Raw genomic sequence first — 21571 nt, forward strand, 5'->3', positions numbered from 1 at the left:
GCGCGCACGTTCCCAGGGAGAGGCCATGTCCGCAACGAACTACCGGGACGTCGTCGACAAGGTCATGATCGCCGTACGGCCGCACATCGGCGCGGGGAAGGTCGCCGACTACATCCCCAGCCTCGGCGAGGTGGACCCCGCCCAGTTCGGGTTCGCCGTGGCCACGGTCGACGGCGAGGTCCACGGGGGCGGCGAGTCCACGACACCGTTCACCATCGAGAGCATCTCCAAGCTGTTCGCCCTCGCGCTGGTGCTCGGCCACGACGACAGGGCGATCTGGAGGCGGGTCCGGCGCGAGCCGACCGGAGACCCGTTCAACTCGCTCATCCCGCTCCAGATCTCCAGGGGCGTCCCGGGCAACCCGTTCGTCAACCCGGGCGCCATCGTCGTCACCGACCAGCTTCTCAGCGACACCGGCGACGCCTACGGGGCCGTCCGCGGGCTGCTGCGCGCCGAGACCGGCAACCCGCAGCTGCACGTGGACGCGGTCACCGCGCACTCGGAGGAGACCACCGGCAACCGGGATCGGGCACTGGCCTACCTGGTGGCCGACTTCGGCAACATGCTCAACCCGGTCCACGCGGCGCTCGACCACTACTTCCGCCAGTGCTCCATCATGATCAGCTGTGAGGAGCTGGCACTGGCGGCGCTGTTCCAGGCCCGGCACGGCGTCCGGGCGGACGGTTCCCGCCTGATCTCGGAGCGGGACTCCCGGGGCCTCAACGCGCTCGTGCTCACCTGCGGTACCTACAACGAGGCCGGGGAGTTCGCCTACCGCGTGGGGCTGCCCTGCAAGAGCGGCGTCGGCGGCGGCATCCTGGCCGTCGTCCCCGGCCGGTGCACCGCCGTGGCGTGGGGCCCCGGGGTGAACGACAAAGGCAACTCGGTCTCGGCCGCCGTCGCCCTGGAGGCGTTCGCCGAACTGACCGACCTGTCGCTGTTCTGAGCGACGCCACCCTCGTCCAGGTGATCGGGAGCCCGCGGTGACCCATCCGAAACACGCCAGATCCCGGCGCGCGACCGGGCACTACCTGACGGTCTCGACACTCGGGGTGATGACCGCCGCCTCCATCGTCACCAGCCTCCGCGGACTGTCGCTGATGGCCAAGGAGGAGTTGACGATGTTCGTCTACATCGGCTTCTCCACCTTCCTGTTCCTCATCCCGGTGGGGCTGGTCGCCGCCGAGCTCGGCGGCGCCTTCGGCGACCGGGCGGGCGGTCTGTACGTCTGGGTCGCCGAGGCCTTCACCAAGCCCACCGGATTCGTCACGATGTTCCTGTCGTGGGTGCAGAACATCGTCTGGTATCCAGCCGGTCTCAGCTTCGCCTCCGCCGCCGCCGCGTTCGCCATCGGCAGGCCGGACCTGGCCACCGACCACGTCTACGTCGGCCTGTTCATCGTCATCGCCTTCTGGCTGTGCACCCTCGCCGCGCTGGTCGGCAACCGGTTCGCGGCCAAGGTCACCAAGTACGGCTTCCTCCTCGGCACCGCGATCCCCGGGATCATCCTGCTGGCCGGGTTCCTGGCCTGGCTGCTCTCCGGGCGGCCGATCGGCTGGAGCGAGGCGACCAGCCAGGCGGTCGCGGTGGAGCGGGGCGGTCACCCCCATCCCAGGCTGTTCCCCTACATCACCGGGCTGTCGGGCCTGTCCTTCCTGGCGGGCATCCTGCTCAACTTCGCCGGTGTGGAGTCTCAGGCCGTGCACGCGATGGAGTTGAGGAACCCCAGGACCGGCTACCCACTGGTGATCATGATCGCGGCGCTGCTGTCGTTCGGCATCTTCACCCTCGGCTCGCTCGCCGTCGCGGGGATCCTGCCCTACAAGGAGATCAACATCGAGAGCGGCGTATTCGACGCCTTCCACCGGCTCTCGGCCACCCTGCTGCACGCCTCGTGGCCGGTGCAGCTGATCAGCGTCCTGGTGTGCTACGGCGCGCTGGGCGGCGTGCTGGCCTGGATCGTCGGTCCCAGCCGCGGCCTGCTCGCCACCGCCCGCGACGGAATGCTGCCGCCGTTCATGCAGAGGACCAACAGGAGCGGGGTGCAGATGAACATCCTGCTGGTCCAGGGCGTGGTCGTCACGGTCATCGCCTCGCTCTACCTGTTCATGAGCGACGTCAGCACGGTGTACTTCCTCATCTCCGCCCTGTCGGTGAGCCTCTACATCATCGTCTACATGATCATCTACGCCTCCGCGATCCGGCTCCGCCACACCCGGCCGGACCTGCCGAGGGCCTTCAAGATCCCGGGCGGTACGGCGGGCATGTGGGGGGTCGCCGGAACCGGTTTCCTGGCCGCCGCGTTCGCCTTCGTGCTGTCCTTCGTACCGCCCGCGCAGCTGCCGATCGGCAGCCCGGCCCTGTACGTCGCGCTCGTCGCGGCCGGGGCGATCGTCTTCAGCGGGGCGCCGCTGGTCGTCGAGCGGTTCAAGAAGCCGTCCTGGAAGGAGTACGCGGACAGCGTCTCCGCCCGCGACACCTGACCCCGCCCGAACCCAGCCCGCACCCGGCCCGCACCCGGCACCGCCCGCCGGGACGGCCACCCGAACCCGACACCTGAACCCGGCACCCAAACCCGATGCCCGACCCCGGCACCCCGGGCACGGGGGCAGGACCCTGACCCGCGGCGGGCCCCGGGACCGGCCTCCGGTCTCAGCCGCCCGACAGCCGCCTGTGCCAGGTGACGGCCGAGGTGTCGGTCAGCGAGGCGATCTGGTCGACGACCACGCGCAGCCGCCCCGCGTCGCTCTCGGCCCGGGTGAAGGCGGGACGCAGCGCGGGCTCCAGCGTGCCGGGCGCGCCCAGCATGATCAGGTGGGCGAGGTCGCGGATGAGCTCGCGCTGCCTGGCCTGGTTGGCGCTGTGCTCGTCACGGGTCATCACGTAGTGGGCGGTCAGCCCCTTCAGCAGGGCGCACTCCAGCCGGGTCTCCCGGGGGACGACCAGATCGGCTCCGTAGCGGCCGACGTCCAGGCCGTAGGCCTCGCGGGTGGCCTCCTGCGCCGACCGGCAGAGGTGACCGATCAGCGCGCTGGTGAGCCCCTTGGTCGCGGCGAGGTCGGTGAGGGAGCCGTCGAAGTGGCGGGGCCAGAGCGGCTGGGCGACCAGGCGGCCGAAGATGTCCTCCAGCTCGCCGAGCTCGGCGTCCGGGGCGTACCAGGCGCGGGTGGTCAGGCAGACGTCGTGGCGCTCGGCGGGGTCGCGCAGCGCCTGCGGCACGACCGCGCCCGCGTGCAGGGCGTCCTCCAGGTCGTGCACCGAGTAGGCCACGTCGTCGGCCCAGTCCATGATCTGGGCCTCGAAGCTGACCCGGCCCTCCGGCGCCCCCTGCCTGATCCACTCGAAGACGGCCAGGTCGTCGCCGTAGGCGCAGTACTTGGGGCTCGTCTCGCGGGTCCAGGGATACTTGGTCGCGGCGTCCAGCGAGGCCCGGGTGAGGTTGAGACCGGCGCTGCGGCCGTCCTCGGTGAGGACCTTGGCCTCCAGGCGGGTCAGCAGGCGCAGGCTCTGCGCGTTCCCCTCGAACCCGCCGCACCCCGCGGCCAGCTCGTTGAGCGCGGTCTCCCCGTTGTGCCCGAACGGCGGATGCCCGAGATCGTGGGCCAGGCAGGCGGTCTCGACCAGGTCGGGATCCCTGCGGAGCGACTGGCCCATCTCCCGGCCGATCTGCGCGCACTCCAGGGAGTGGGTCAGCCGGGTGCGCGGGATGTGCTGGCCGCTGCCGAGCGTCTCGGCGGGACCGACCACCTGGGTCTTGGCCGCGAGCCTGCGCAGCCCCGCGCTGTGCAGCACGCGGGCCCGATCGCGTTCGAACGGGCTTCGCTCAGGGTTGCCGGGGGGTTCCGGCACCCATCTGGCCTGGTCGTGCTCGTCGTAACCCTGCATAAGTGCAGTGATTTTATCCAGGAAAGGGGCCTCCCATGCAGAACAGCGTGGAAACAGCTGATGACTCCTGGAAGGCAGGCACATGCGCCCCGCAAGCGCGAGCCGGGTGGTGTGCGCCCCGGCCCGGGGACAGGCGGGCCGGGGCGCACGAGCCGGTCAGCGGGTGTCGGAACCCTCACTGACCAGGGCGGCGCGTCCCGCCTCCAGGCGGGCGACGGGGATGCGGAACGGCGAGCAGGACACGTAGTCCAGACCGGCCCGGTGGCAGAAGTGGACCGAGTCCGGGTCGCCTCCGTGCTCACCGCAGATGCCGAGCTTCAGGTCGGGACGGGTCCTGCGGCCCTCCTCCGCCGCGATCCGCACGAGCCTGCCGACGCCGTCGCGGTCCAGGGACTCGAACGGGGAGACGCCGAAGACGCCCAGCTCCAGATACTTGGAGAAGAACGAGGCCTCGACGTCGTCGCGCGAGAACCCCCAGGTCATCTGGGTCAGGTCGTTGGTGCCGAAGGAGAAGAACTCGGCGGCCTCGGCGATCTGCCCGGCGGTCAGCGCCGCGCGCGGTACCTCGATCATCGTGCCGACCAGCGCCTCGACGCCGGCCTCGGCGAGGATCCGCCGGGCCTCGTCCCTGACGTGCTCCAGCTCCTGGACCGCGCCGACGAGCGGAATCATGATCTCGGCGCGGGCGCCCTCGACGGCCTTGGCCGCCTCGGCGATCGCCCTGACCTGCATGGCGAACAGACCGGGGATGACCAGGCCGAGCCGTACGCCGCGCAGGCCCAGCATGGGGTTCTGCTCGTGCAGGCGCTTGACGGCGGCCAGTACCCTGAGGTCCTTGTCGTCGGCGTCGTCCCCGGCCAGGGCGACCTTCACCGACAGCTCGGTGTAGTCGGGCAGGAACTCGTGCAACGGCGGGTCGATCAGCCGGATCGTGACGGGCAGGCCCGCCATCGCCTGGAAGATCTCGGTGAAGTCCGCCTTCTGCAGCGGTTCGAGGGCGGCCAGCGCCTGCTCGCGCTCGGCGTCGGAGGTGGCCAGGACCAGGTCCTCGACCAGCTGCCTGCGGTCGCCGAGGAACATGTGCTCGGTACGGCACAGGCCGATGCCCTCGGCCCCGAAGCGGCGGGCACGGGCGGCGTCCTCGGCGTTGTCGGCGTTGGCCCGCACCCGCAGCCGCCGGGAGGCGTCGGCGTGGGTCATGATGCGGTCCACGGCCCTGACGAGCTCGTCGTCCTGGTCGGTGGCGCCCTCGAAGTACTCCACGACCGGGGAGGGCACGACGGGCACCTCACCGAGGTAGACGGCACCGCTGGAGCCGTCGATGGAGATGACGTCCCCCTCGGAGACCACGATCCCGCCGGGCGCGGTGAACCTGCGCTCCTTGGTCGAGACCTCCAGCTCCTCGGCGCCGCACACACAGGTCTTGCCCATGCCCCGGGCGACGACGGCGGCGTGGGAGGTCTTGCCGCCCCGGCTCGTCAGCACGCCCCGGGCGGCGATCATGCCGGCCAGGTCGTCGGGGTTGGTCTCGCGGCGGACGAGGATGACGGCCTCGCCCTGGGCGGCCAGCTCGACGGCCCGCTCCGAGGAGAAGACGGCCTTGCCGACGGCCGCGCCCGGTGAGGCGTTCATGCCCTTGGTGATCCTGGCGCTCTCGGCGTCACCGGCGAAGCGCGGGAACATGAGCTGGGCCAGCTGGGCCCCGTTCACCCGGGTCACGGCCTCGTCGAGGTCGATCAGGCCCTGGTCGACCAGCTGTACGGCGATGCGGAACGCGGCGCCCGCCGTCCGCTTGCCCACCCGGGTCTGGAGCATCCACAGCTTGCCGCGCTCGACCGTGAACTCGATGTCGCACAGGTCGCGGTAGTGGTTCTCCAGCGTCTCCATGATCTTCATGAGCTCGTCGTAGACGGGCTTGTCGATGCGCTCCAGCTCCTGCAGCGGCATGGTGTTGCGAATGCCGGCGACCACGTCCTCGCCCTGGGCGTTCTGCAGGTAGTCGCCGTAGACGCCCTGGTGGCCGCTGCCGGGGTCACGGGTGAAGGCGACACCGGTGCCCGAGTCCATGCCGCAGTTGCCGAAGACCATCGAGCAGACGTTGACGGCGGTGCCGAGGTCGGCGGGGATGCGCTCCTGGCGGCGGTAGAGGGTGGCGCGGGGCGCGTTCCACGACTCGAAGACCGCCATGACGGCCATGCGCATCTGCTGGTGGGGGTCGGCGGGGAAGTCCTGCCCGGTCTGCTCGCGGACGATGCCCTTGTAGGTCTCCACCAGGCGCTGGAAGTCGGCCGCCTCGAGCTTCAGGTCGTCGCGGCCGTTCTTGAGCTCCTCCAGGGCCTCGTCGAACAGCTCGCCGTCGATGCCCTGGACGGTCTTGCCGAACATCTGGATGAGACGGCGGTAGGAGTCCCAGGCGAAGCGCTCGTTGCCACCCGCCTGCTTGACCAGGCCGTGCACCGACTCGTCGTTGAGACCGATGTTCAGGACGGTCTCCATCATGCCGGGCATGGAGAACTTGGCGCCCGAGCGCACGCTGACCAGCAGCGGGTCGTCGGCCTGGCCCAGACGACGGCCCATCTGGCCCTCCAGCGCGGCCAGGTGGGCGGCGATCTCCTCCTCCAGCCCGTCCGGGAGCCTGCCGTCCTCCAGGAAGCGGCGGCACGCGTCAGTGGTGATGGTGAAGCCGGGAGGCACCGGCAACCCGAGATTGGTCATCTCCGCCAGGTTGGCCCCCTTACCGCCGAGCAGATCCTTGAGATCTTTGTTGCCCTCGGTGAAGTCGTAAACGTACTTGGGCACGGTTGCTCCTTCTGCGACTTCAAATGACGTGTGGTTCCGCCTTGCTGGGACTCTACCTATGAAGAAGAAGACGAAACGCCACCCACCCGACGAAGCCACGTTTACCCAGGTCAGAGGGTACATGGCGGTCTAATCCAATTTAAATCCACAGCAAAACCGTGGCGATATGGCCGACCCCAAAAATTGGTATAAACCAATTGGTATAAACCAATTGTCTCAGTATTCAAACGCGTTCACTTGAGGTTCAACCGATGCGGTATGGGGTACACAGGGCACCCGCGGACGCGTGGATCGGCCCGGAGAACCCTCGCGATCTCCTGGATCACCGAGGGATCGCATGGGATTGTCACGTATGTGATGAATATGGAAGAGGGGAACCAGCGCCCCTGGGCACGGCCCGACCATCGGGAGGAGCGGTCACGGACCGGGTGGGCGGGACCCGGGCACACATGGGGCCCGTCACAGGGGGCCTTTCCGCCGGGAGCCCGTCCGGGGGCGTTTCCGCAGGGGCGGCGCCGTCCGCGCCCGCGCCGTACAGGGCTGGTCGTGGCGGCGGCCCTGACGGGGGTCCTCGTCCTGATCGGCGCGGTCACGGGCGCGGCCCTCCTCGTCCTGCGCGTGACGCCCGGGGCGGGGCAGGAGGCGCAGGGCGCACGGGCGTCGGCCCTCTCCAGCGATCCGGCGCCGACGACCGGGGAGTCGGCGGATCCGGGGGCGGTCGCCTACATCGACGACATCCGGCCGGGCACGTGCGTGAACGAGGTGTTCGACAACACCGTCTTCGAGAAGGACAGCGGCGTCCTGCCGCTGGCGAGCTGCACCGACGCGCACGACGGCGAGGTGCTGACCAGGTTCCTGCTGCCCGGGCGGGAATGGCCGGGCAGGGAGAGGGTGCGGGCCATGGCCGTGGAGGGCTGCCGGGGACGGCTGGCCCCGATCTTCGAGCACAGCCCCATCGCCGAGCAGCTGACCTCGCTGGCGTTCGCGCCCCTGCGGGCCGAGTGGCCCGAAGACCGCCTCGTGGTCTGCGTCGCGGTCCACAAGGAGATCGGATTCCTCTTCCGGCCGGTCGAGCCCCCACAGACCCAACCGGCCGTCCCGGCGCAGACGGAGGGGGCTCCCGTCCTCGGGGCGTGAGCCGCCTCCGGCGCGGCGGTGCGAGCGCCGGTGCCGCCGCCGACGTCACCGTCGGCGGCGGCCGTCACCGGCGGTGTCAGTCGTTGAGGTGCTGGCGGAGGTAGGCCTCGACCTTGTCGAGGGCGACGCGCTCCTGGGTCATCGAGTCGCGCTCGCGGACGGTCACCGCGTGGTCCTCGAGGGTGTCGAAGTCGACGGTGATGCAGAACGGCGTGCCGATCTCGTCCTGACGGCGGTAACGGCGGCCGATCGCGCCCGCGTCGTCGAACTCGACGTTCCAGCGGCGGCGGAGCGCGGCGGCCAGGTCCTTGGCCTTCGGCGACAGGTCGGCGTTGCGCGACAGCGGGAGCACCGCGACCTTGACCGGCGCGAGGCGGTGGTCGAGCCGCATGACCGTGCGCTTCTCCATGACGCCCTTGGCGTTGGGCGCCTCGTCCTCGGTGTAGGCGTCGATGAGGAAGGTGAGCGTGGCGCGGTCGACACCGGCCGCGGGCTCGATCACGTACGGGACGTAGCGCTCACCGGTCTCCTGCTCGAAGAAGCTGAGGTCGGTGCCCGAGGCCTTGCCGTGCGCGGTCAGGTCGAAGTCGGTGCGGTTGGCGACGCCCTCAAGCTCGCCCCACTCGCCTCCGGTGAAGTTGAAGCGGTACTCGATGTCGACGGTCCGCTTGGAGTAGTGCGACAGCTTCTCCTTGGGGTGCTCGTACAGTCGCAGGTTCTCCGGGTTGATGCCCAGGTCGATGTACCACCGGAAGCGCTCGTCGATCCAGTACTGGTGCCACTCCTCGTCGCTGCCCGGCTTGACGAAGAACTCCATCTCCATCTGCTCGAACTCGCGGGTGCGGAAGATGAAGTTGCCCGGGGTGATCTCGTTGCGGAACGACTTGCCGATCTGGCCGATGCCGAACGGGATCTTCCTGCGTGCCGACTGCTGCACGTTGAGGTAGTTGATGAAGATGCCCTGGGCGGTCTCGGGGCGCAGGTAGGCCAGGCCCGACTCGTCCTCGACCGCGCCGAGGTAGGTCTTCAGCAGGCCGCTGAACTGCTTGGGCGCGGTGAACGCCCCCTTGTTGCCGCAGTTGGGGCAGGTGATGTCCGCCAGGCCGTGCTCGGGGGCCTTGCCGTGTTTCTCGGCGTAGGCCTCCTCGAGGTGGTCGGCACGGTAGCGCTTGTGGCAGGACTGGCATTCGGTCAGCGGGTCGGTGAAGGTTTCCACGTGGCCGCTGGCCTGCCACACCTCACGGGCCAGGATCACACAGGAGTCGAGACCGACGACGTCGTCACGGCCCTGCACCATGGTCTTCCACCACTGCCGCTTGACGTTGTTCTTGAGCTCCACTCCCAGTGGACCGTAGTCCCAGGAGGCCCGCAGGCCTCCGTAGATCTCGCTGGAGGGGTAGACGAGCCCACGTCGCTTGGCGAGGCTGACGATGGTGTCCATGATGTCCGTACGGCGTGCCATAAGGGAAAATCTCCATCCGGCTGGAGGTCGGCGAGGAATTGATTGGATCCCAGCTTAGGGGAGCCACACGAGCGGGACATGCGCATGGACCGTCGCGCCCCGCCCGTCCGGGGGAGCCGGTCAGGAAATGTCCGTGTCCTCGAACGCGCTGGGCTCGTTGACCATCAGGGTCATCAGCGGATACATCACCATCCGCGCCGCCCCCAGCGCCCGCCGGTAGAACCCGGCGCCCTCCCACTCGCTGACCAGCGCCCACAGGTCCGGCTCGTCGACCGAGCGGACCACGCGGCCGCGCACGTACCCCGGCTGCCCGGCCAGGGTTTCGACGATGTCACGGGCCTGTCTGCGGAACTCCTCGGTGCGGTCCGGCGGTACCGAGTAGCGGATGAGAGCGAGCATCCGCCCAGCATGCCAGAGCCCCTCCCCCTCTCCGCGCCTCCCTCTCCCTCTCCGTGCCCCCCGCCCGGCCACGAGAGGAAGGCGTCCGGGCGCGGGGGCGTGTCGCGCGGGGGCCCTCGGCGTTAGGCTCTGGCCGTGGCCGAAAAACGCCCAGAACGTCCCGCGCATCCGATGGCCAGGCCCCGCCCGCGGCAGGGCCGGCAGAGCCCCGGCCGGGCCGGACGCCCGCTCCCGCCGGGTGAGCAGTTCTTCACGCCGGGCGCGGACGGCCTGCGCCGCCGGGTCGAGCAACGCAGCGCGGCCCCGCTCGTCTTCCTGTTCCAGCTCCCCCGCTGGGTCGTCCCAGCCGTCCTCGTGGCGCTCCTGCTGGCCGGGTTCGCCGTGTCATCCTTCTGGGGCGGTCTCGCCGTGCTTCCGGTGATCGGTTTCGTCGGCTGGCTGGCCTATATGTCCTGGCCGTCGCTCGGGATCAGGGGCCGCGTGCTGCGGGTCGCCCTGCTCACCTTCCTGCTCCTGCTCGCCGCCGACCGCTTCGGAGCGTTCTGATTCGATTTTGACAATCGTTTTCATTTGCCCGCATACTGTGGACATGATGTCCGGCTTTTCCCGACGTATCCGCATGTGCACAGCAGGGCTGCTCGCGCTCACGACCGCCACCGTCACCACCGCCTGCGGTCCCGGCCCGGCCGACTCGGCCACCGTGAGCGGCTCCGGGGAAGGCAGGACCGGCGTAACCGCCGCCATGTACCCGCTGCAGTGGCTGGCCGAGCGGGTCGGCGGGCCCGACGCCGCCGTCACCGGCCTGACCAAGCCGGGCGTCGAACCCCACGACCTGGAACTGACCCCCGTTCAGGTCGCCGGCCTCGAGAAAACCGGGCTGGTCGTCTACATCAAGGGCGTGCAGCCCGCCGTGGACGACGCGGTCGAGCAGCACGCCGCCGACCGGAGCTTCGACGCCGCGACAGCGGTCAAGACCCTTCCCTCGGTCTCCGAGGAGGCGAACACCGAGGGCAGGGAGGGCCGGAACGTTCCCTACGACCCGCACGTCTGGCTCGACCCCTCCCGCATGGCGGCGATCGCGACCGCGCTCGGCGACAGACTCGCCGCGGCCGACCCCGCCCACGCGCAGGCGTACAAGGAGCGCGCGGCCAGGACCGTGGCCGATCTCACCGCCCTGGACGGCGAGTTCACGCGGGGCCTGGGCGGATGCGCCTCGAACGCGATCGTCACCAGCCACACCGCGTTCGGATACCTCGCCGACCGCTACAAGCTCCGCCAGATCGGGATCAGCGGTCTCGACCCGGATGCGGAACCCTCTCCGGCCCGTCTCGCCGAAGTGGCGAAAGTGGCCAAGCAGGAGAAAGTGACTACGATTTTCACCGAGGCCCTCGTCAGCCCGAAGGTCGCCGAGGTTCTCTCCACGGAGATCGGCGCCAGAACCGCGATCCTGGACCCGATCGAAAGCCGGCCGGCGAACGGTGACTACCTGTCCGCCATGCGCCAGAACCTCACGGCGCTTCAGGCGGCTCTCAGCTGCTCGTGAAGGCACGTGAAGGCAACAGCTGCTCGTAAAGGCAACATGTGACATCGAACCAAGCGGTTTTCGCCATGAGCGACGGCCAGGTCAGCCTGGATCGCCGCCCGGTGCTTCGCGGCATCGACCTGACCATCGAGCCCGGTGAGGTGGTCGCCGTGCTCGGCGCGAACGGGTCGGGCAAGTCCACCCTCGTCCGCGCCCTGCTCGGCCTGACGCCCCTGTCCGGTGGCAGGACCCTGCTGTACGGCACGCCGCCCGCGCGGTTCAAGGAGTGGTGGCGGATCGGTTACGTGCCCCAGCGGCTCTCGGTCGGCGGCGGTGTGCCGACCACCATCCGCGAGGTCGTCGCCTCCGGCAGGATCTCCAGGCAGCGGCGGCTGCGCCCGACCACCGCGGCCGACCGCGAGGCGACCTCCAGGGCCCTGGCGGCCGTCGGCATGGCGCACCGGGCGGGCGACCCGGTCCAGGCCCTGTCCGGCGGCCAGCAGCAGCGGGTGCTGATCGCCCGCGCCCTCGCCGGCGAACCGGACACCTTCGTCATGGACGAGCCGACCGCGGGCGTGGACGCCGAGAGCCAGCAACTGCTCGCCGACACCCTGACCGTCCTCGTCGCCCAGGGCAAGACGGTACTGCTGGTCGCCCACGAGCTCGGCCCGCTGGAGCCGCTGATCACCCGCGCGGTGGTGCTCAGGGAGGGGTTCGTGTGCCACGACGGCACGCCGCCCCACGCGGTCGGCGCGCACGCGCTGCCCGGCCACGACCACGTGCACCCGCACGCCGAGGAGAAACCCCTGAGCTCGCTCGAGTGGAGGCCCACATCGTGATCGACCTCCTGCAGTTCGACTTCATGCAGCGGGCGCTGATCGCCGCCCTGCTGGTCGGCCTGGCCGCCCCCGCCATCGGCACGTTCATGGTGCAGCGCCGCCTGTCCCTGCTGGGCGACGGCATCGGGCACGTCGCGCTGACCGGCGTGGCGCTGGGCTTCCTGACGGGCACCGCCCCGGTGCTGACCGCGGTCGCGGTCTCGGTACTCGGGGCGGTGGCCATCGAACTGGTCCGCGAGCGCGGCCGGACCGGCGGCGACGTGGCGCTGGCCCTGCTGTTCTACGGCGGCATCGCCGGAGGCGTGCTGCTCATCTCGCTGGCCCCCGGCGGCAGCAACTCGACGTTGATGTCCTATCTGTTCGGCTCGATCAGCAGCGTCAGCACACAGGACGTATGGGTCATCGTCCTGCTCGCCGCGGCGGTTCTGGGCGTCGTCGTCCTTTTCGGACGCGAGCTCTACGTGCTCTGCCAGGACGAGGAGGTCGCCAAGGCCGGCGGCCTGCCGGTGCGCTTCCTGAGCCTGCTGATCGCGATCACCGCGGCCCTGACCGTGGTCATCGCCATGCGCGTGGTCGGCCTGCTCCTGGTCAGCGCGCTCATGGTGGTCCCGGTCGCCACCAGCCAGCAGCTCACGCGGGGTTTCCGCAGCACGATGCTGCTTTCCATGCTCTTCGGCATGATCTCCACAGTCGGAGGACTGACCTCGTCGTTCTATGTCGAGGTGCCTCCTGGCGCCATCATTGTGATCGTAGCGCTCGGAGGGTTCGTCCTGGCCCTCGGGCTCGGTAGATTCGTACGCCGAAGCCGACCACAGGAGTCCAGCCCATGAGCAACAGACGCGATGCCGTCCATGACGTCCTTCGCCACAGCGAGGGCTTCCGCAGCGCGCAGGACGTCTACGCCGAGATGCGCGCGGAAGGCGCCAAGATCGGACTCACGACCGTCTACCGGGCGCTGCAGGCCCTGGCCGACAGCGGGCACGTGGACATGCTCAGGACCGACGACGGAGAGTCGGTCTACCGCGCGTGCGCCAGCGGGGACCACCACCATCACCTGGTCTGCCGCAAGTGCGGCCGGACCGTCGAGGTGGCCGGGCCCGCGGTCGAGCGCTGGGCCGAGGCGGTCGGCTCGGAGCACGGTTTCACCGAGGTCACCCACACCGTCGAGGTCTTCGGCACCTGTTCGTCCTGCTCGACCTCCGCCAAGCCCCAGGGGCAGGAGACCGCGGCCCGGGGCTGAGCGCGCGCAGCCGGGCCCACGGGCGCGAAGTCCGCCGCCGCGCGGACCGGGAGCGGCACCGTGACCGTGAAAGGCCCCTCGGGGGCGCGACGGAGAGATAATCTTCGGTGACGGCGAGCAAGCTACGCGCCCTCCACGGCAAAACCATCTCCGCCCACCCGCCTTCAACAGGAGTCAACATGCCATTCGGACATGACATGGTGCACTCACTCGCAACCGTGGTCGATCTGGTCAACACCTCCCCCGCGACGGGAGGCACCGACAGGCTGACCGACCTGCGGCAGCTCACCGAATTCGTGGAACGCTGCCAGTTGAGCGGGGTCGGCGAGCTCGACGCCGACGACCTGAGCCGGGTTCGCGCCGTACGCGACGCCTTCCACAAGGTCTTCACCGCCCCCGACCAGGCGACGGCGGTCATCCGGCTGAACACGCTGCTCAGCGGGACCCGCATCACCCCGCGGCTGACCGAGCACGACGGCCACGCCCTGCACGTCCACTACTTCGCGCCGGGCGCCTCGATCGGCGAGCACCTGTCGGCCGACCTCGGGGTCGCACTGGCCCACCTGCTCGTCGAGGGCGAGTGGGAGCGCCTGCGCACGTGCTCGGCCCCCGACTGCGACAACGTCTTCGTCGACGAGTCGCGCAACCGCTCCCGGGTCTACTGCGACAGCCGCACCTGCGGCAACCGGATGCACGTCGCCGCCTACCGGGCCCGCCGCCGCGCCTGACACCACTCTCCGTAATTACCTATTGACTGAGTAGGTATTAGGGGTAAGTTGGCCTATGCATCGATCCAACACCCCCGGGAGGGCCCATGAGTGTCACCGACGAGCTCATCGCCAACGCCGAGCGTTACGCCGCCACCTTCGACAAGGGCGACCTGCCGCTGCCCCCCGCGCGTGGCGTCGCCGTGCTGGCCTGCATGGACGCGCGGCTGAACCCCTACGGCCTGCTGGGGCTCACCGAGGGCGACGCGCACGTCATCCGCAACGCGGGCGGTGTGGTGACCGCCGACGAGCGCCGCAGCCTGGCCATCAGCCAGCGGCTGCTCGGCACCAGGGAGATCATCCTCATCCACCACACCGACTGCGGCATGCTCACCTTCACCGACGACGACTTCAAGAGGCGGATCCAGGCGGAGGTCGGGACCAAGCCCGACTGGGCGGCCGAGGCCTTCCCCGACCTGGAGGAGGACGTCCTGCAGTCCATCAACCGGATCAAGAACGACCCCTTCATCCCGCACACCGACTCGGTGCGCGGCTTCGTCTACGAGGTCGAGACCGGCCGCCTGCGTGAGGTCAAGGCCTGAGCGGACCTCGCCGCGACGGCCCGCTCCTCCCGGAGGGAGCGGGCCGGGACGCGCCCCGCCGTCAGGGGCCGTCAGTGATCGCCAGTGATCGCCAGTGACCGTCAGGGGCAGTCAGGGGCGCGGCGTCTCCCCCACCACGTTCGGCACGGCGCCGCCGTACCGCCTGTCGCGCTTGGCGTACAGCTCGCAGGCCTCCCACAGGTCCCGGCGGTCGAAGTCGGGCCACAGCCGGTTGAGGAAGACCATCTCGGCGTAGGCCATCTGCCAGATCAGGAAGTTGGAGGTGCGCTGCTCGCCCGAGGAGCGCACGAACAGGTCGACGTCGGGGATCTGCGGCTCGTCGAGATATCTGGCGAAGGTCTCCTCCTTCACCTTGCCCGGCTTGACGCGGCCGGCGGCGATGTCCTCCGCCAGGCGGAGCGCCGCGTCCACGATCTCGGCGCGGCCGCCGTAGTTGACGCAGAACTGCAGGGTCAGCTTGGAGTTGCCCTCGGTCATCCGCTCGGCGTCCTGCAGCTCCTGGATGACGCTCTTCCAGAGCCGTCCGGGACGGCCGGCCCAGCGGACCCGCACCCCCATCGCGTTGAGCTCGTCCCTGCGGCGGCGGATGACGTCGCGGTTGAAGCCCATGAGGAAACGTATCTCGTCGGGCGAGCGCTTCCAGTTCTCCGTGGAGAAGGCGTAGGCCGACAGGTAGGGGACGCCCAGCTCGATCGCGCCCTCGATCACGTCGAACAGCGACGACTCACCCGCCTTGTGTCCCTCGGTGCGCGGCAGGCCGCGCTGCTTGGCCCACCTGCCGTTGCCGTCCATCACGATCGCCACGTGCCGGGGCACGAGGTCGCGCGGGATGGGCGGCGGCGTGGCGCCGGACGGGTGAGGTGTCGGAGGACGGACGTTCACGTGGCGAGTTCCCTTTCCGCATGCTCCCTTTCCACATGCCGGAGAGAGCGTATGCCGTGTTCGAGGTGCCATTGGAGATAGGCGGCGACCAGGCCGCTGCATTCGTTGCGGTGCCTGCTCTCGGAGGAATCCGCGGCCGGCCAGTCGCCCTTGAGCAGGGCCGCCATCAGCGCGAGGGTCTCCCCCGCGGGCACGGCGGCGCCGGGAGGACGGCAGGCCCCGCAGACCGCGCCACCCGCCACGATGGCGAAGGCGCGCACCGAGGTGGCCCTGCACCGGGCGCACGCCTCCAGTGCGGGGGCGTAGCCCGCGACGGCCAGCGAGCGCAGGAAATAGGCGTCGAGCACCAGCCTGGCCTCGTGCTCCCCGGAGCCGAGCGTGCGCAGCCCCCCGACCAGCAGCAGGAACTGGCGCAGGGCCGGTTCCTTCTCCGCCATGATCAGCCGGTCGGCGGTCTCCAGCATCGCGACCCCCGCGGTGTAGCGGGGGTAGTCGGCCACGAGGGCCTCGCCGTACGGGTGGATGGTCTCGACCTGGGCGATCACATCGAGCGTGCGGCCCGTGTGGAGCTGGACGTCCACGTGGGTGAACGGCTCAAGGCGGGCGCCGAAGCGCGACTTGGTCCGCCTGACTCCCTTGGCGACGCCCCGGACCTTGCCGGTGCGCCTGGTCAGCACGGTGACGATGCGGTCGGCCTCACCCAGCTTGTGGGTGCGCAGCACGATGCCCTCGTCACGGTACAGATTCACCGGATCAGTGTAGTGGGGTGCCCCGTCTGGCACGGTTCAATCACGATCAACGGGCACGGAAGGATCACGGGTGCATGTTGTTCACCTAAAACTCACTAAACTTTGCCCCCTGGCGACCTCCCCGCGCCATGTTTCACCCCACCCCTGTACGAAAGGGTGCCATGCCCCGCGTGGTCCTGCTGGGTTCATCACCCGGCCCCGATGCCGCTCCCGGACAGTCGACGCCGCCCGCCGCGCTGACTCTGCCCGCGCTGCCCGGCTGCCCCACGGTGATCGGCAAGCTGCACGGCCAGATCGCCTCCCTCGACTCCGCTCCGGTGACGATCGCCCGCTCGGGCGACGCCGCGGCCTACCGGGGCTTTCCCGGCAGGCTCGTCGAGACCTACGACCTGGCCGGCGACCTGCGCGCCGTGGCGGACGCGGCCGAGCAGGCCACGGAGAACCTGCTCATCCTCCCGGCCAACTCGCTGATCCACGACGAGCTGATCTACCAGATCACCAAGTCGAAGCGCGGAGCGCTCGCGCTGATCACCAAGGAGCCCCGCGAGGAGGACGAGAACGGCGACACCATCGTCCCCGACGTCCCGATCGACGAGGCTCTGCCGGAGATCGGCGACCGGACCCTGGAGGGGCTGCCGGTCAGGGTGCGCGCGAGCAAGTCGCGGGTCATCTCGGTCGGCTCGGCCTTCCACGCGGTCACCCGGCCCAACTCCGTCCTGCTCGGCCCGCTGCACCTGCACCACAAGCACGCGCCGACGCTGGCGGAGGCGGCCCGCGAGCTCGCCGACATGGCCCACCTGTTCGGCCCCGAGGACGACCTGGTTCAGCTGCTGGTCCTGGGCCTGGTACGGCGAGGCGTCTCGGTCGGCATCCGGGGCAGGCGCGACCTGTTCTTCCGCCGGCTCACCACCCCCGAGGAGGCCGCCCAGGCGCTGGCCGAGATGTCGGGGTTCAACGAGGACAGGGCCCGGCTGAACAACGCGGTGAAGGGCGCCGACGGCTTCTTCACCACCTTCTTCGTCAGCACCTACTCGCGCTTCATCGCCCGCTGGGCGGCCCGGCGCGGGCTCACGCCGAACCAGGTCACGCTGATCTCGATCGCGCTGGGCGTGGCGTCCGCGGCCTGCTTCGCCACCGGCGCGCGGGCGGGGATGGTCGCGGGCGGCATCCTGATCTACTTCGCGTTCGTGTTCGACTGCGTGGACGGCCAGGTCGCGCGGTACGCCCGCAAGTTCGGCGTGCTCGGGGCCTGGCTGGACGCCACCTTCGACCGCTTCAAGGAATATGTGGTCTTCGCCGGCCTGGCGGTCGGCGCGGCCGTCTCCGGCGTGGGCGACGTGTGGACGCTGGCGCTGATCGCGCTCGGCATACAGTCCATCAGGCACCTGCTGGACTTCTCCTTCGGCGCGGCCAACCGGCGCAAGCCCCCGTCGCCGCTGCCCTCGATGGCGCTGTCGATCAGCCCCGACACCGACCTCCGCTCGGCGCTGGAGCAGCGCAAGATGGCCCGGAGCGGCGGCATCCGCGGCCTGCTGAAGATGTGGACCAAGGCCGGCAAGTACAAGGCCGTGTACTGGGCCCGCAAGATGGTCGTGTTCCCGATCGGCGAGCGCTTCGCCGCCATCGCCGTGGTCAGCGCCCTCTTCGACGCCAGGATCACCTTCCTCACCCTGATCGTCTGGGGTGGCGTCGGCGCAACCTACTCGCTCACCGGACGTCTGATGAGGTCGCTCGCATGATCACCCAGCCGCAGACCACCCCCGCTCCGGACCCCTACCTCGAACGGCTGCGCGTGCAGACCGCCCGGCTGCTCGCCTACCGCGACGACGGCCCGCTGGTCACCGCGCTCCGCGGCAAGGTCGGCCCGGGGCTGCCCCCGGTGCCCGCCGCGCTGGTCGCGCTGGTCGCGATCGTCGCGATGGCCGCGGCGGGGCTGCTGGACAACGGCCCGATCCTGCTCGCCCCGGCGCTGGTCATGGTGGTCCTGGTGCTGCCGACCGCGTCCCGCGACCACCTGGGCAAGCTCGACTGGCTGGTGCCGCCGCTGATCCGGGGGACCGAGTTCCTCACGATCATCCTCATCGGCCTGGCCGCCGAGGCTCCCAAGTGGCTGCTGTTCGTGCTGCTCTACGTGATCGGTTACCACACCTACGACACGGTGTACCGGACCCGGCAGAGCATCTGGCCGCCCGACTGGGTGTTCAAGGCGGGCCTGGGCTGGGAGCTACGGCTGCTGCTCATCGGCGCGGGCGCCGCGTTCGGCGCGGTGACCTGGGTGCTGGCCGGGCTCACGCTGTACCTCGGCGTGATGTTCGCCGTCGAGAGCGTGACGAGCTGGGTCCGCCTGGACAAGGCGTCCGCGCTCGCCCAGGCGGGTGACGACCTGGAGGCCTCCCCCGAGGAGGCTGCGGAGCAGGCGACGGGCGAGGCCGAGCCCGCCTGAGATCCGGAGGTCCGAGACCCCCGGGAGCCCGGGGAGGATCTTCGGGAAACGCCCGTGGAACGTCCGGGGAACGCCGGGAACGGTCCCGGGGGCACCGTGAGCGCCCGGGGGTGGACCACCTGGGTGAACGTCCGTGACCGGCCGCCCTGCCCGGCCGGGTGAGAGGGCCGCGACAGTCCGTCGCGGCCCTTTCGCTGTGCTAGAAAACAACGTGGAACTGGACCGGTTGGATCGTGACATCATCGGGGCGCTCGTCGAGGACGCCCGGGCCACCTACGCGGAGATCGGGCAGCGGGTCGGCCTGTCGGCATCGGCCGTGAAACGGCGGGTCGACCGGTTGCGCGAGACAGGGGCGATCACCGGATTCACCGCCCGGGTCGAGCCCGCGGCGCTCGGCTGGACCACCGAGGCATATGTGGAGCTGTTCTGCGCGGGCAAGACCTCTCCGTCGGAGATCGGGGTCGCCGTCTCCCGCCACCCCGAGGTGGTCTCGGCGTGCACCATCACCGGCGAGGCCGACGCGCTGCTGCACATCAGGGCCACCGACGTGCGCCACGTGGAGCAGGTGATCGAGCGCATCGCCTCGGAGTCGTTCGTGGTGCGGACCAAGAGCTCCATCGTGCTCTCCCGGCTGATCGAGACCCCGCTGATCACCTCGCGCAACGAATCGCCGTTCGTCGCCTGAAGCACGCAAGGGACCTGCGGCAACGCGCAAGATCAGGCCCTTGGCCCGCGTGACCCCCATTTCTAGGCTGGTGCAATCCTCACCGCGACGTCCTTATGGGGTTTTTCATGACGAGGCATTACCTCATGTGCCGGCCCGACCACTTCGCCGTCGAGTACGCGATCAACCCGTGGATGGATCCCGAGGCGGGCGCCGACCGCGAGGTGGCGATCCGTCAGTGGGAGGGGCTCAGGAGCACCTACGAGGCGCTCGGGCACCGGGTCAGCCTGATCGATCCGGTCGAGGGCCTGCCGGACATGGTCTTCGCCGCCAACGGGGCCCTGGTCGTCGGCGGCCGGGTGTACGGCGCGCGTTTCACGCACCCGGAGCGCGCCGCCGAGGGACCCGCGTACCTGGAGTGGTTCACCGCCAATGGCTACGACCGGACGCGCGAGCCGGAGTTCACCAACGAGGGCGAGGGCGACTTCCTCACGCTCGACCATCTGGTGCTGGCCGGGACGGGTTTCCGCACCGAGGTCGGCGCGCACGGGGAGGCCCAGGAGTTCCTCGGCCGCCCGGTGATCTCGCTGCGGCTGGTCGACCCCCGGTTCTACCACCTTGACACCGCTCTGTTCCCACTAAACGGACATAACGTGGCATACTTCCCAGGGGCCTTCTCGCTGGGGAGCCAGGAGGTGCTCAGGAACCTGTTCCCCGACGCCGTCATCGCGGACGAGGATGACGCGACCGTGCTGGGACTCAACGCGGTCAGCGACGGCAGCCACGTGGTGATCAACGCCGAGGCGACCGGCCTCCAGCTGGAACTCAAGCGCCGCGGCTTCGAGGTCGTCCCCGTCGAGCTGTCCGAACTACGCAAGGCGGGCGGCGGACCCAAATGCTGCACGCTGGAGATTCGGGGATAGACGCAGGCAGAACGGTCAAGAACCAAGGAACGGCAAAATCTGATGACGAGCACAGAAGAGTTCATCGAGCTCAGCGAGCGTCGGAGCGCTCACAACTACCACCCCCTTCCCATCGTGATCCACGAGGCGCAGGGCGCCTGGGTGACCGACGTGGAGGGCAGGCGCTTCCTGGACTGCCTGTCCGGCTACTCCTCGCTGAACTTCGGCCACGGGAACCCGAAGATCATCGGAGCGGCGCAGGAACAGCTGACGAAGCTCACCCTGACCAGCCGCGCCTTCTTCCACGACCAGTTCGCCACCTTCGCCGCCGGTCTGGGCGACCTCACCGGCAAGGACATGGTCCTGCCGATGAACACCGGCGCCGAGGCCGTGGAGACCGCGATCAAGGTGGCTCGCAAGTGGGGCTACGAGGTCAAGGGCGTCGCCTCCGAGCAGGCCAACATCATCGTGATGGAGGACAACTTCCACGGCCGCACCACCACGATCATCAGCTTCTCCACCGACCCCGACGCCCACGACGGCTTCGGCCCCTACACCCCCGGCTTCAAGATCGTGAAGTACGGCTCCATCGAGGCGATCCGCGAGGCCGTCGACGCCAACACGGTCGCGGTGCTGCTGGAGCCCATCCAGGGTGAGGCGGGCGTGCTGGTCCCGCCGGACGGTTACCTCCGGCAGGTCCGCGAGCTGTGCACCGCGGAGAACATCCTGATGATCGCCGACGAGATCCAGTCGGGCCTCGGCCGCACCGGCGACACCTTCGCCTGCGACCACGAGAGCGTCGTGCCCGACGTCTACGTGCTGGGCAAGGCCCTGGGCGGCGGCGTCGTGCCCGTCTCGGCCGTCACCGCGAACGAGGACGTGCTCGGTGTCATCAAGCCGGGCCAGCACGGCTCGACCTTCGGCGGCAACCCGCTCGCCTGCGCGGTCGCCAACGCGGTCATCGAGATCCTCAACACCGGCGAGTACCAGGCTCGGGCCAGGGAACTCGGCGCGATCCTGCACGAGAGGCTGCGCGGCCTGATCGGCCAGGGCGTGGTCACCGTGCGCGGCCGCGGCCTGTGGGCGGGCGTCGACATCGACCCCTCCCTCGCCACCGGGCGGGAGATCTCCAAGGCGCTGATGCGCAGGGGCGTCCTGGCCAAGGACACCCACGGCTCGACCATCCGCCTGGCCCCGCCCATCGTCGTCTCCGAGGAGGATCTCCTGTGGGCCGTCGACCAGCTGGCCGACGCCCTCAGGGAGTACGCGGGCTGAGCGCCGCCCCGGTACGGCCCGCGGCCCGGGCCTGAGCCGTACC

At 69.9% G+C, this 21571-nt stretch carries 21 protein-coding genes; 15 read left to right on the top strand and 6 right to left on the bottom strand.

Annotation, left to right across the window (positions count from 1 at the left end; translation table 11 throughout):
- The first annotated feature begins 25 nt into the window (after positions 1–25).
- Complete coding sequence (locus tag AB0N02_RS14815) at positions 26–946, top strand: glutaminase (protein ID WP_363946012.1); 921 nt, start codon at positions 26–28, stop codon at positions 944–946.
- 37 nt (positions 947–983) lie between these two features.
- Positions 984–2483, top strand: coding sequence for an amino acid permease (locus AB0N02_RS14820; RefSeq protein WP_363946014.1), 1500 nt, complete (start codon positions 984–986; stop codon positions 2481–2483).
- Positions 2484–2652: 169 nt separating this feature from the next.
- On the opposite strand, the gene AB0N02_RS14825 is transcribed toward AB0N02_RS14820, so the two are convergent.
- Complete coding sequence (locus AB0N02_RS14825; protein WP_363946016.1) at positions 2653–3885, bottom strand: deoxyguanosinetriphosphate triphosphohydrolase; 1233 nt, start codon at positions 3883–3885, stop codon at positions 2653–2655.
- A gap of 156 nt (positions 3886–4041) precedes the next feature.
- Positions 4042–6684, bottom strand: coding sequence for a pyruvate, phosphate dikinase (gene ppdK, locus AB0N02_RS14830; RefSeq protein WP_363946017.1), 2643 nt, complete (start codon positions 6682–6684; stop codon positions 4042–4044).
- A gap of 546 nt (positions 6685–7230) precedes the next feature.
- Here ppdK and AB0N02_RS14835 point away from each other — a divergent pair.
- Positions 7231–7821, top strand: coding sequence for a hypothetical protein (locus tag AB0N02_RS14835; RefSeq protein WP_363946019.1), 591 nt, complete (start codon positions 7231–7233; stop codon positions 7819–7821).
- Between the two features lie 76 nt (positions 7822–7897).
- Here AB0N02_RS14835 and AB0N02_RS14840 read toward each other — a convergent pair whose 3' ends face one another.
- Together AB0N02_RS14840 and AB0N02_RS14845 are read right to left on the bottom strand one after the other, a co-directional pair.
- The gene (locus tag AB0N02_RS14840; RefSeq protein WP_363946021.1) at positions 7898–9283 is read right to left on the bottom strand and encodes a glycine--tRNA ligase; all 1386 of its coding nucleotides are present in this window, start codon (positions 9281–9283) and stop codon (positions 7898–7900) included.
- A gap of 120 nt (positions 9284–9403) precedes the next feature.
- Positions 9404–9682 carry an antibiotic biosynthesis monooxygenase family protein gene (locus AB0N02_RS14845; protein ID WP_363946023.1) on the bottom strand — a complete coding sequence of 93 codons (279 nt, stop codon included), beginning with the start codon at positions 9680–9682 and terminating at the stop codon, positions 9404–9406.
- A 135-nt stretch (positions 9683–9817) separates the two neighbouring features.
- On the opposite strand from AB0N02_RS14845, the gene AB0N02_RS14850 reads away from it, so the two are divergent.
- From AB0N02_RS14850 to AB0N02_RS14880, 7 genes are all read left to right on the top strand, one after another.
- On the top strand, positions 9818–10228 hold the full coding sequence (locus AB0N02_RS14850) for a DUF6703 family protein (RefSeq protein WP_363946024.1): 411 nt from the start codon (positions 9818–9820) through the stop codon (positions 10226–10228).
- A gap of 73 nt (positions 10229–10301) precedes the next feature.
- Positions 10302–11225 carry a metal ABC transporter substrate-binding protein gene (locus AB0N02_RS14855; protein WP_363946026.1) on the top strand — a complete coding sequence of 308 codons (924 nt, stop codon included), beginning with the start codon at positions 10302–10304 and terminating at the stop codon, positions 11223–11225.
- A gap of 65 nt (positions 11226–11290) precedes the next feature.
- On the top strand, positions 11291–12043 hold the full coding sequence (locus AB0N02_RS14860; RefSeq protein ID WP_363946027.1) for a metal ABC transporter ATP-binding protein: 753 nt from the start codon (positions 11291–11293) through the stop codon (positions 12041–12043).
- Positions 12040–12873 carry a metal ABC transporter permease gene (locus AB0N02_RS14865; protein ID WP_363946375.1) on the top strand — a complete coding sequence of 278 codons (834 nt, stop codon included), beginning with the start codon at positions 12040–12042 and terminating at the stop codon, positions 12871–12873. The genes AB0N02_RS14860 and AB0N02_RS14865 overlap by 4 nt, the downstream gene beginning before the upstream one ends.
- On the top strand, positions 12870–13283 hold the full coding sequence (locus AB0N02_RS14870) for a transcriptional repressor (RefSeq protein ID WP_363946028.1): 414 nt from the start codon (positions 12870–12872) through the stop codon (positions 13281–13283). Before AB0N02_RS14865 ends, AB0N02_RS14870 begins: the two co-directional genes overlap by 4 nt.
- A 179-nt stretch (positions 13284–13462) precedes the next feature.
- Entirely contained in the window at positions 13463–14011 is a 549-nt protein-coding gene (locus AB0N02_RS14875) for a CGNR zinc finger domain-containing protein (RefSeq protein ID WP_363946030.1), read from the top strand.
- Positions 14012–14097: 86 nt separating this feature from the next.
- Positions 14098–14592: a carbonic anhydrase gene (locus tag AB0N02_RS14880; RefSeq protein WP_363946032.1), complete on the top strand. Its 495-nt coding sequence runs from the start codon at positions 14098–14100 to the stop codon at positions 14590–14592.
- Between the two features lie 111 nt (positions 14593–14703).
- Here AB0N02_RS14880 and AB0N02_RS14885 read toward each other — a convergent pair whose 3' ends face one another.
- Both AB0N02_RS14885 and recO read right to left on the bottom strand, forming a co-directional pair.
- Positions 14704–15495: an isoprenyl transferase gene (locus AB0N02_RS14885; RefSeq protein ID WP_363946034.1), complete on the bottom strand. Its 792-nt coding sequence runs from the start codon at positions 15493–15495 to the stop codon at positions 14704–14706.
- On the bottom strand, positions 15492–16244 hold the full coding sequence (gene recO / locus AB0N02_RS14890; protein WP_363946036.1) for a DNA repair protein RecO: 753 nt from the start codon (positions 16242–16244) through the stop codon (positions 15492–15494). Before recO ends, AB0N02_RS14885 begins: the two co-directional genes overlap by 4 nt.
- A 161-nt stretch (positions 16245–16405) precedes the next feature.
- On the opposite strand from recO, the gene AB0N02_RS14895 reads away from it, so the two are divergent.
- The 5 genes from AB0N02_RS14895 to rocD all read left to right on the top strand — a co-directional run bounded on the left by AB0N02_RS14895 (position 16406) and on the right by rocD (position 21528).
- Positions 16406–17983, top strand: coding sequence for a CDP-alcohol phosphatidyltransferase family protein (locus AB0N02_RS14895; RefSeq protein ID WP_363946038.1), 1578 nt, complete (start codon positions 16406–16408; stop codon positions 17981–17983).
- Complete coding sequence (locus AB0N02_RS14900) at positions 17980–18687, top strand: DUF5941 domain-containing protein (protein WP_363946040.1); 708 nt, start codon at positions 17980–17982, stop codon at positions 18685–18687. The genes AB0N02_RS14895 and AB0N02_RS14900 overlap by 4 nt, the downstream gene beginning before the upstream one ends.
- Before the next feature lie 211 nt (positions 18688–18898).
- Entirely contained in the window at positions 18899–19372 is a 474-nt protein-coding gene (locus AB0N02_RS14905; RefSeq protein ID WP_363946377.1) for an Lrp/AsnC family transcriptional regulator, read from the top strand.
- Between the two features lie 107 nt (positions 19373–19479).
- Entirely contained in the window at positions 19480–20274 is a 795-nt protein-coding gene (gene ddaH / locus AB0N02_RS14910; protein ID WP_363946041.1) for a dimethylargininase, read from the top strand.
- 42 nt (positions 20275–20316) lie between these two features.
- Positions 20317–21528: an ornithine--oxo-acid transaminase gene (rocD, locus tag AB0N02_RS14915; protein WP_363946042.1), complete on the top strand. Its 1212-nt coding sequence runs from the start codon at positions 20317–20319 to the stop codon at positions 21526–21528.
- The last annotated feature ends 43 nt before the right edge of the window (positions 21529–21571 follow it).

The sequence above is a fragment of the Streptosporangium sp. NPDC051022 genome (genome assembly GCF_040683035.1).
Lineage (GTDB): Bacteria > Actinomycetota > Actinomycetes > Streptosporangiales > Streptosporangiaceae > Streptosporangium.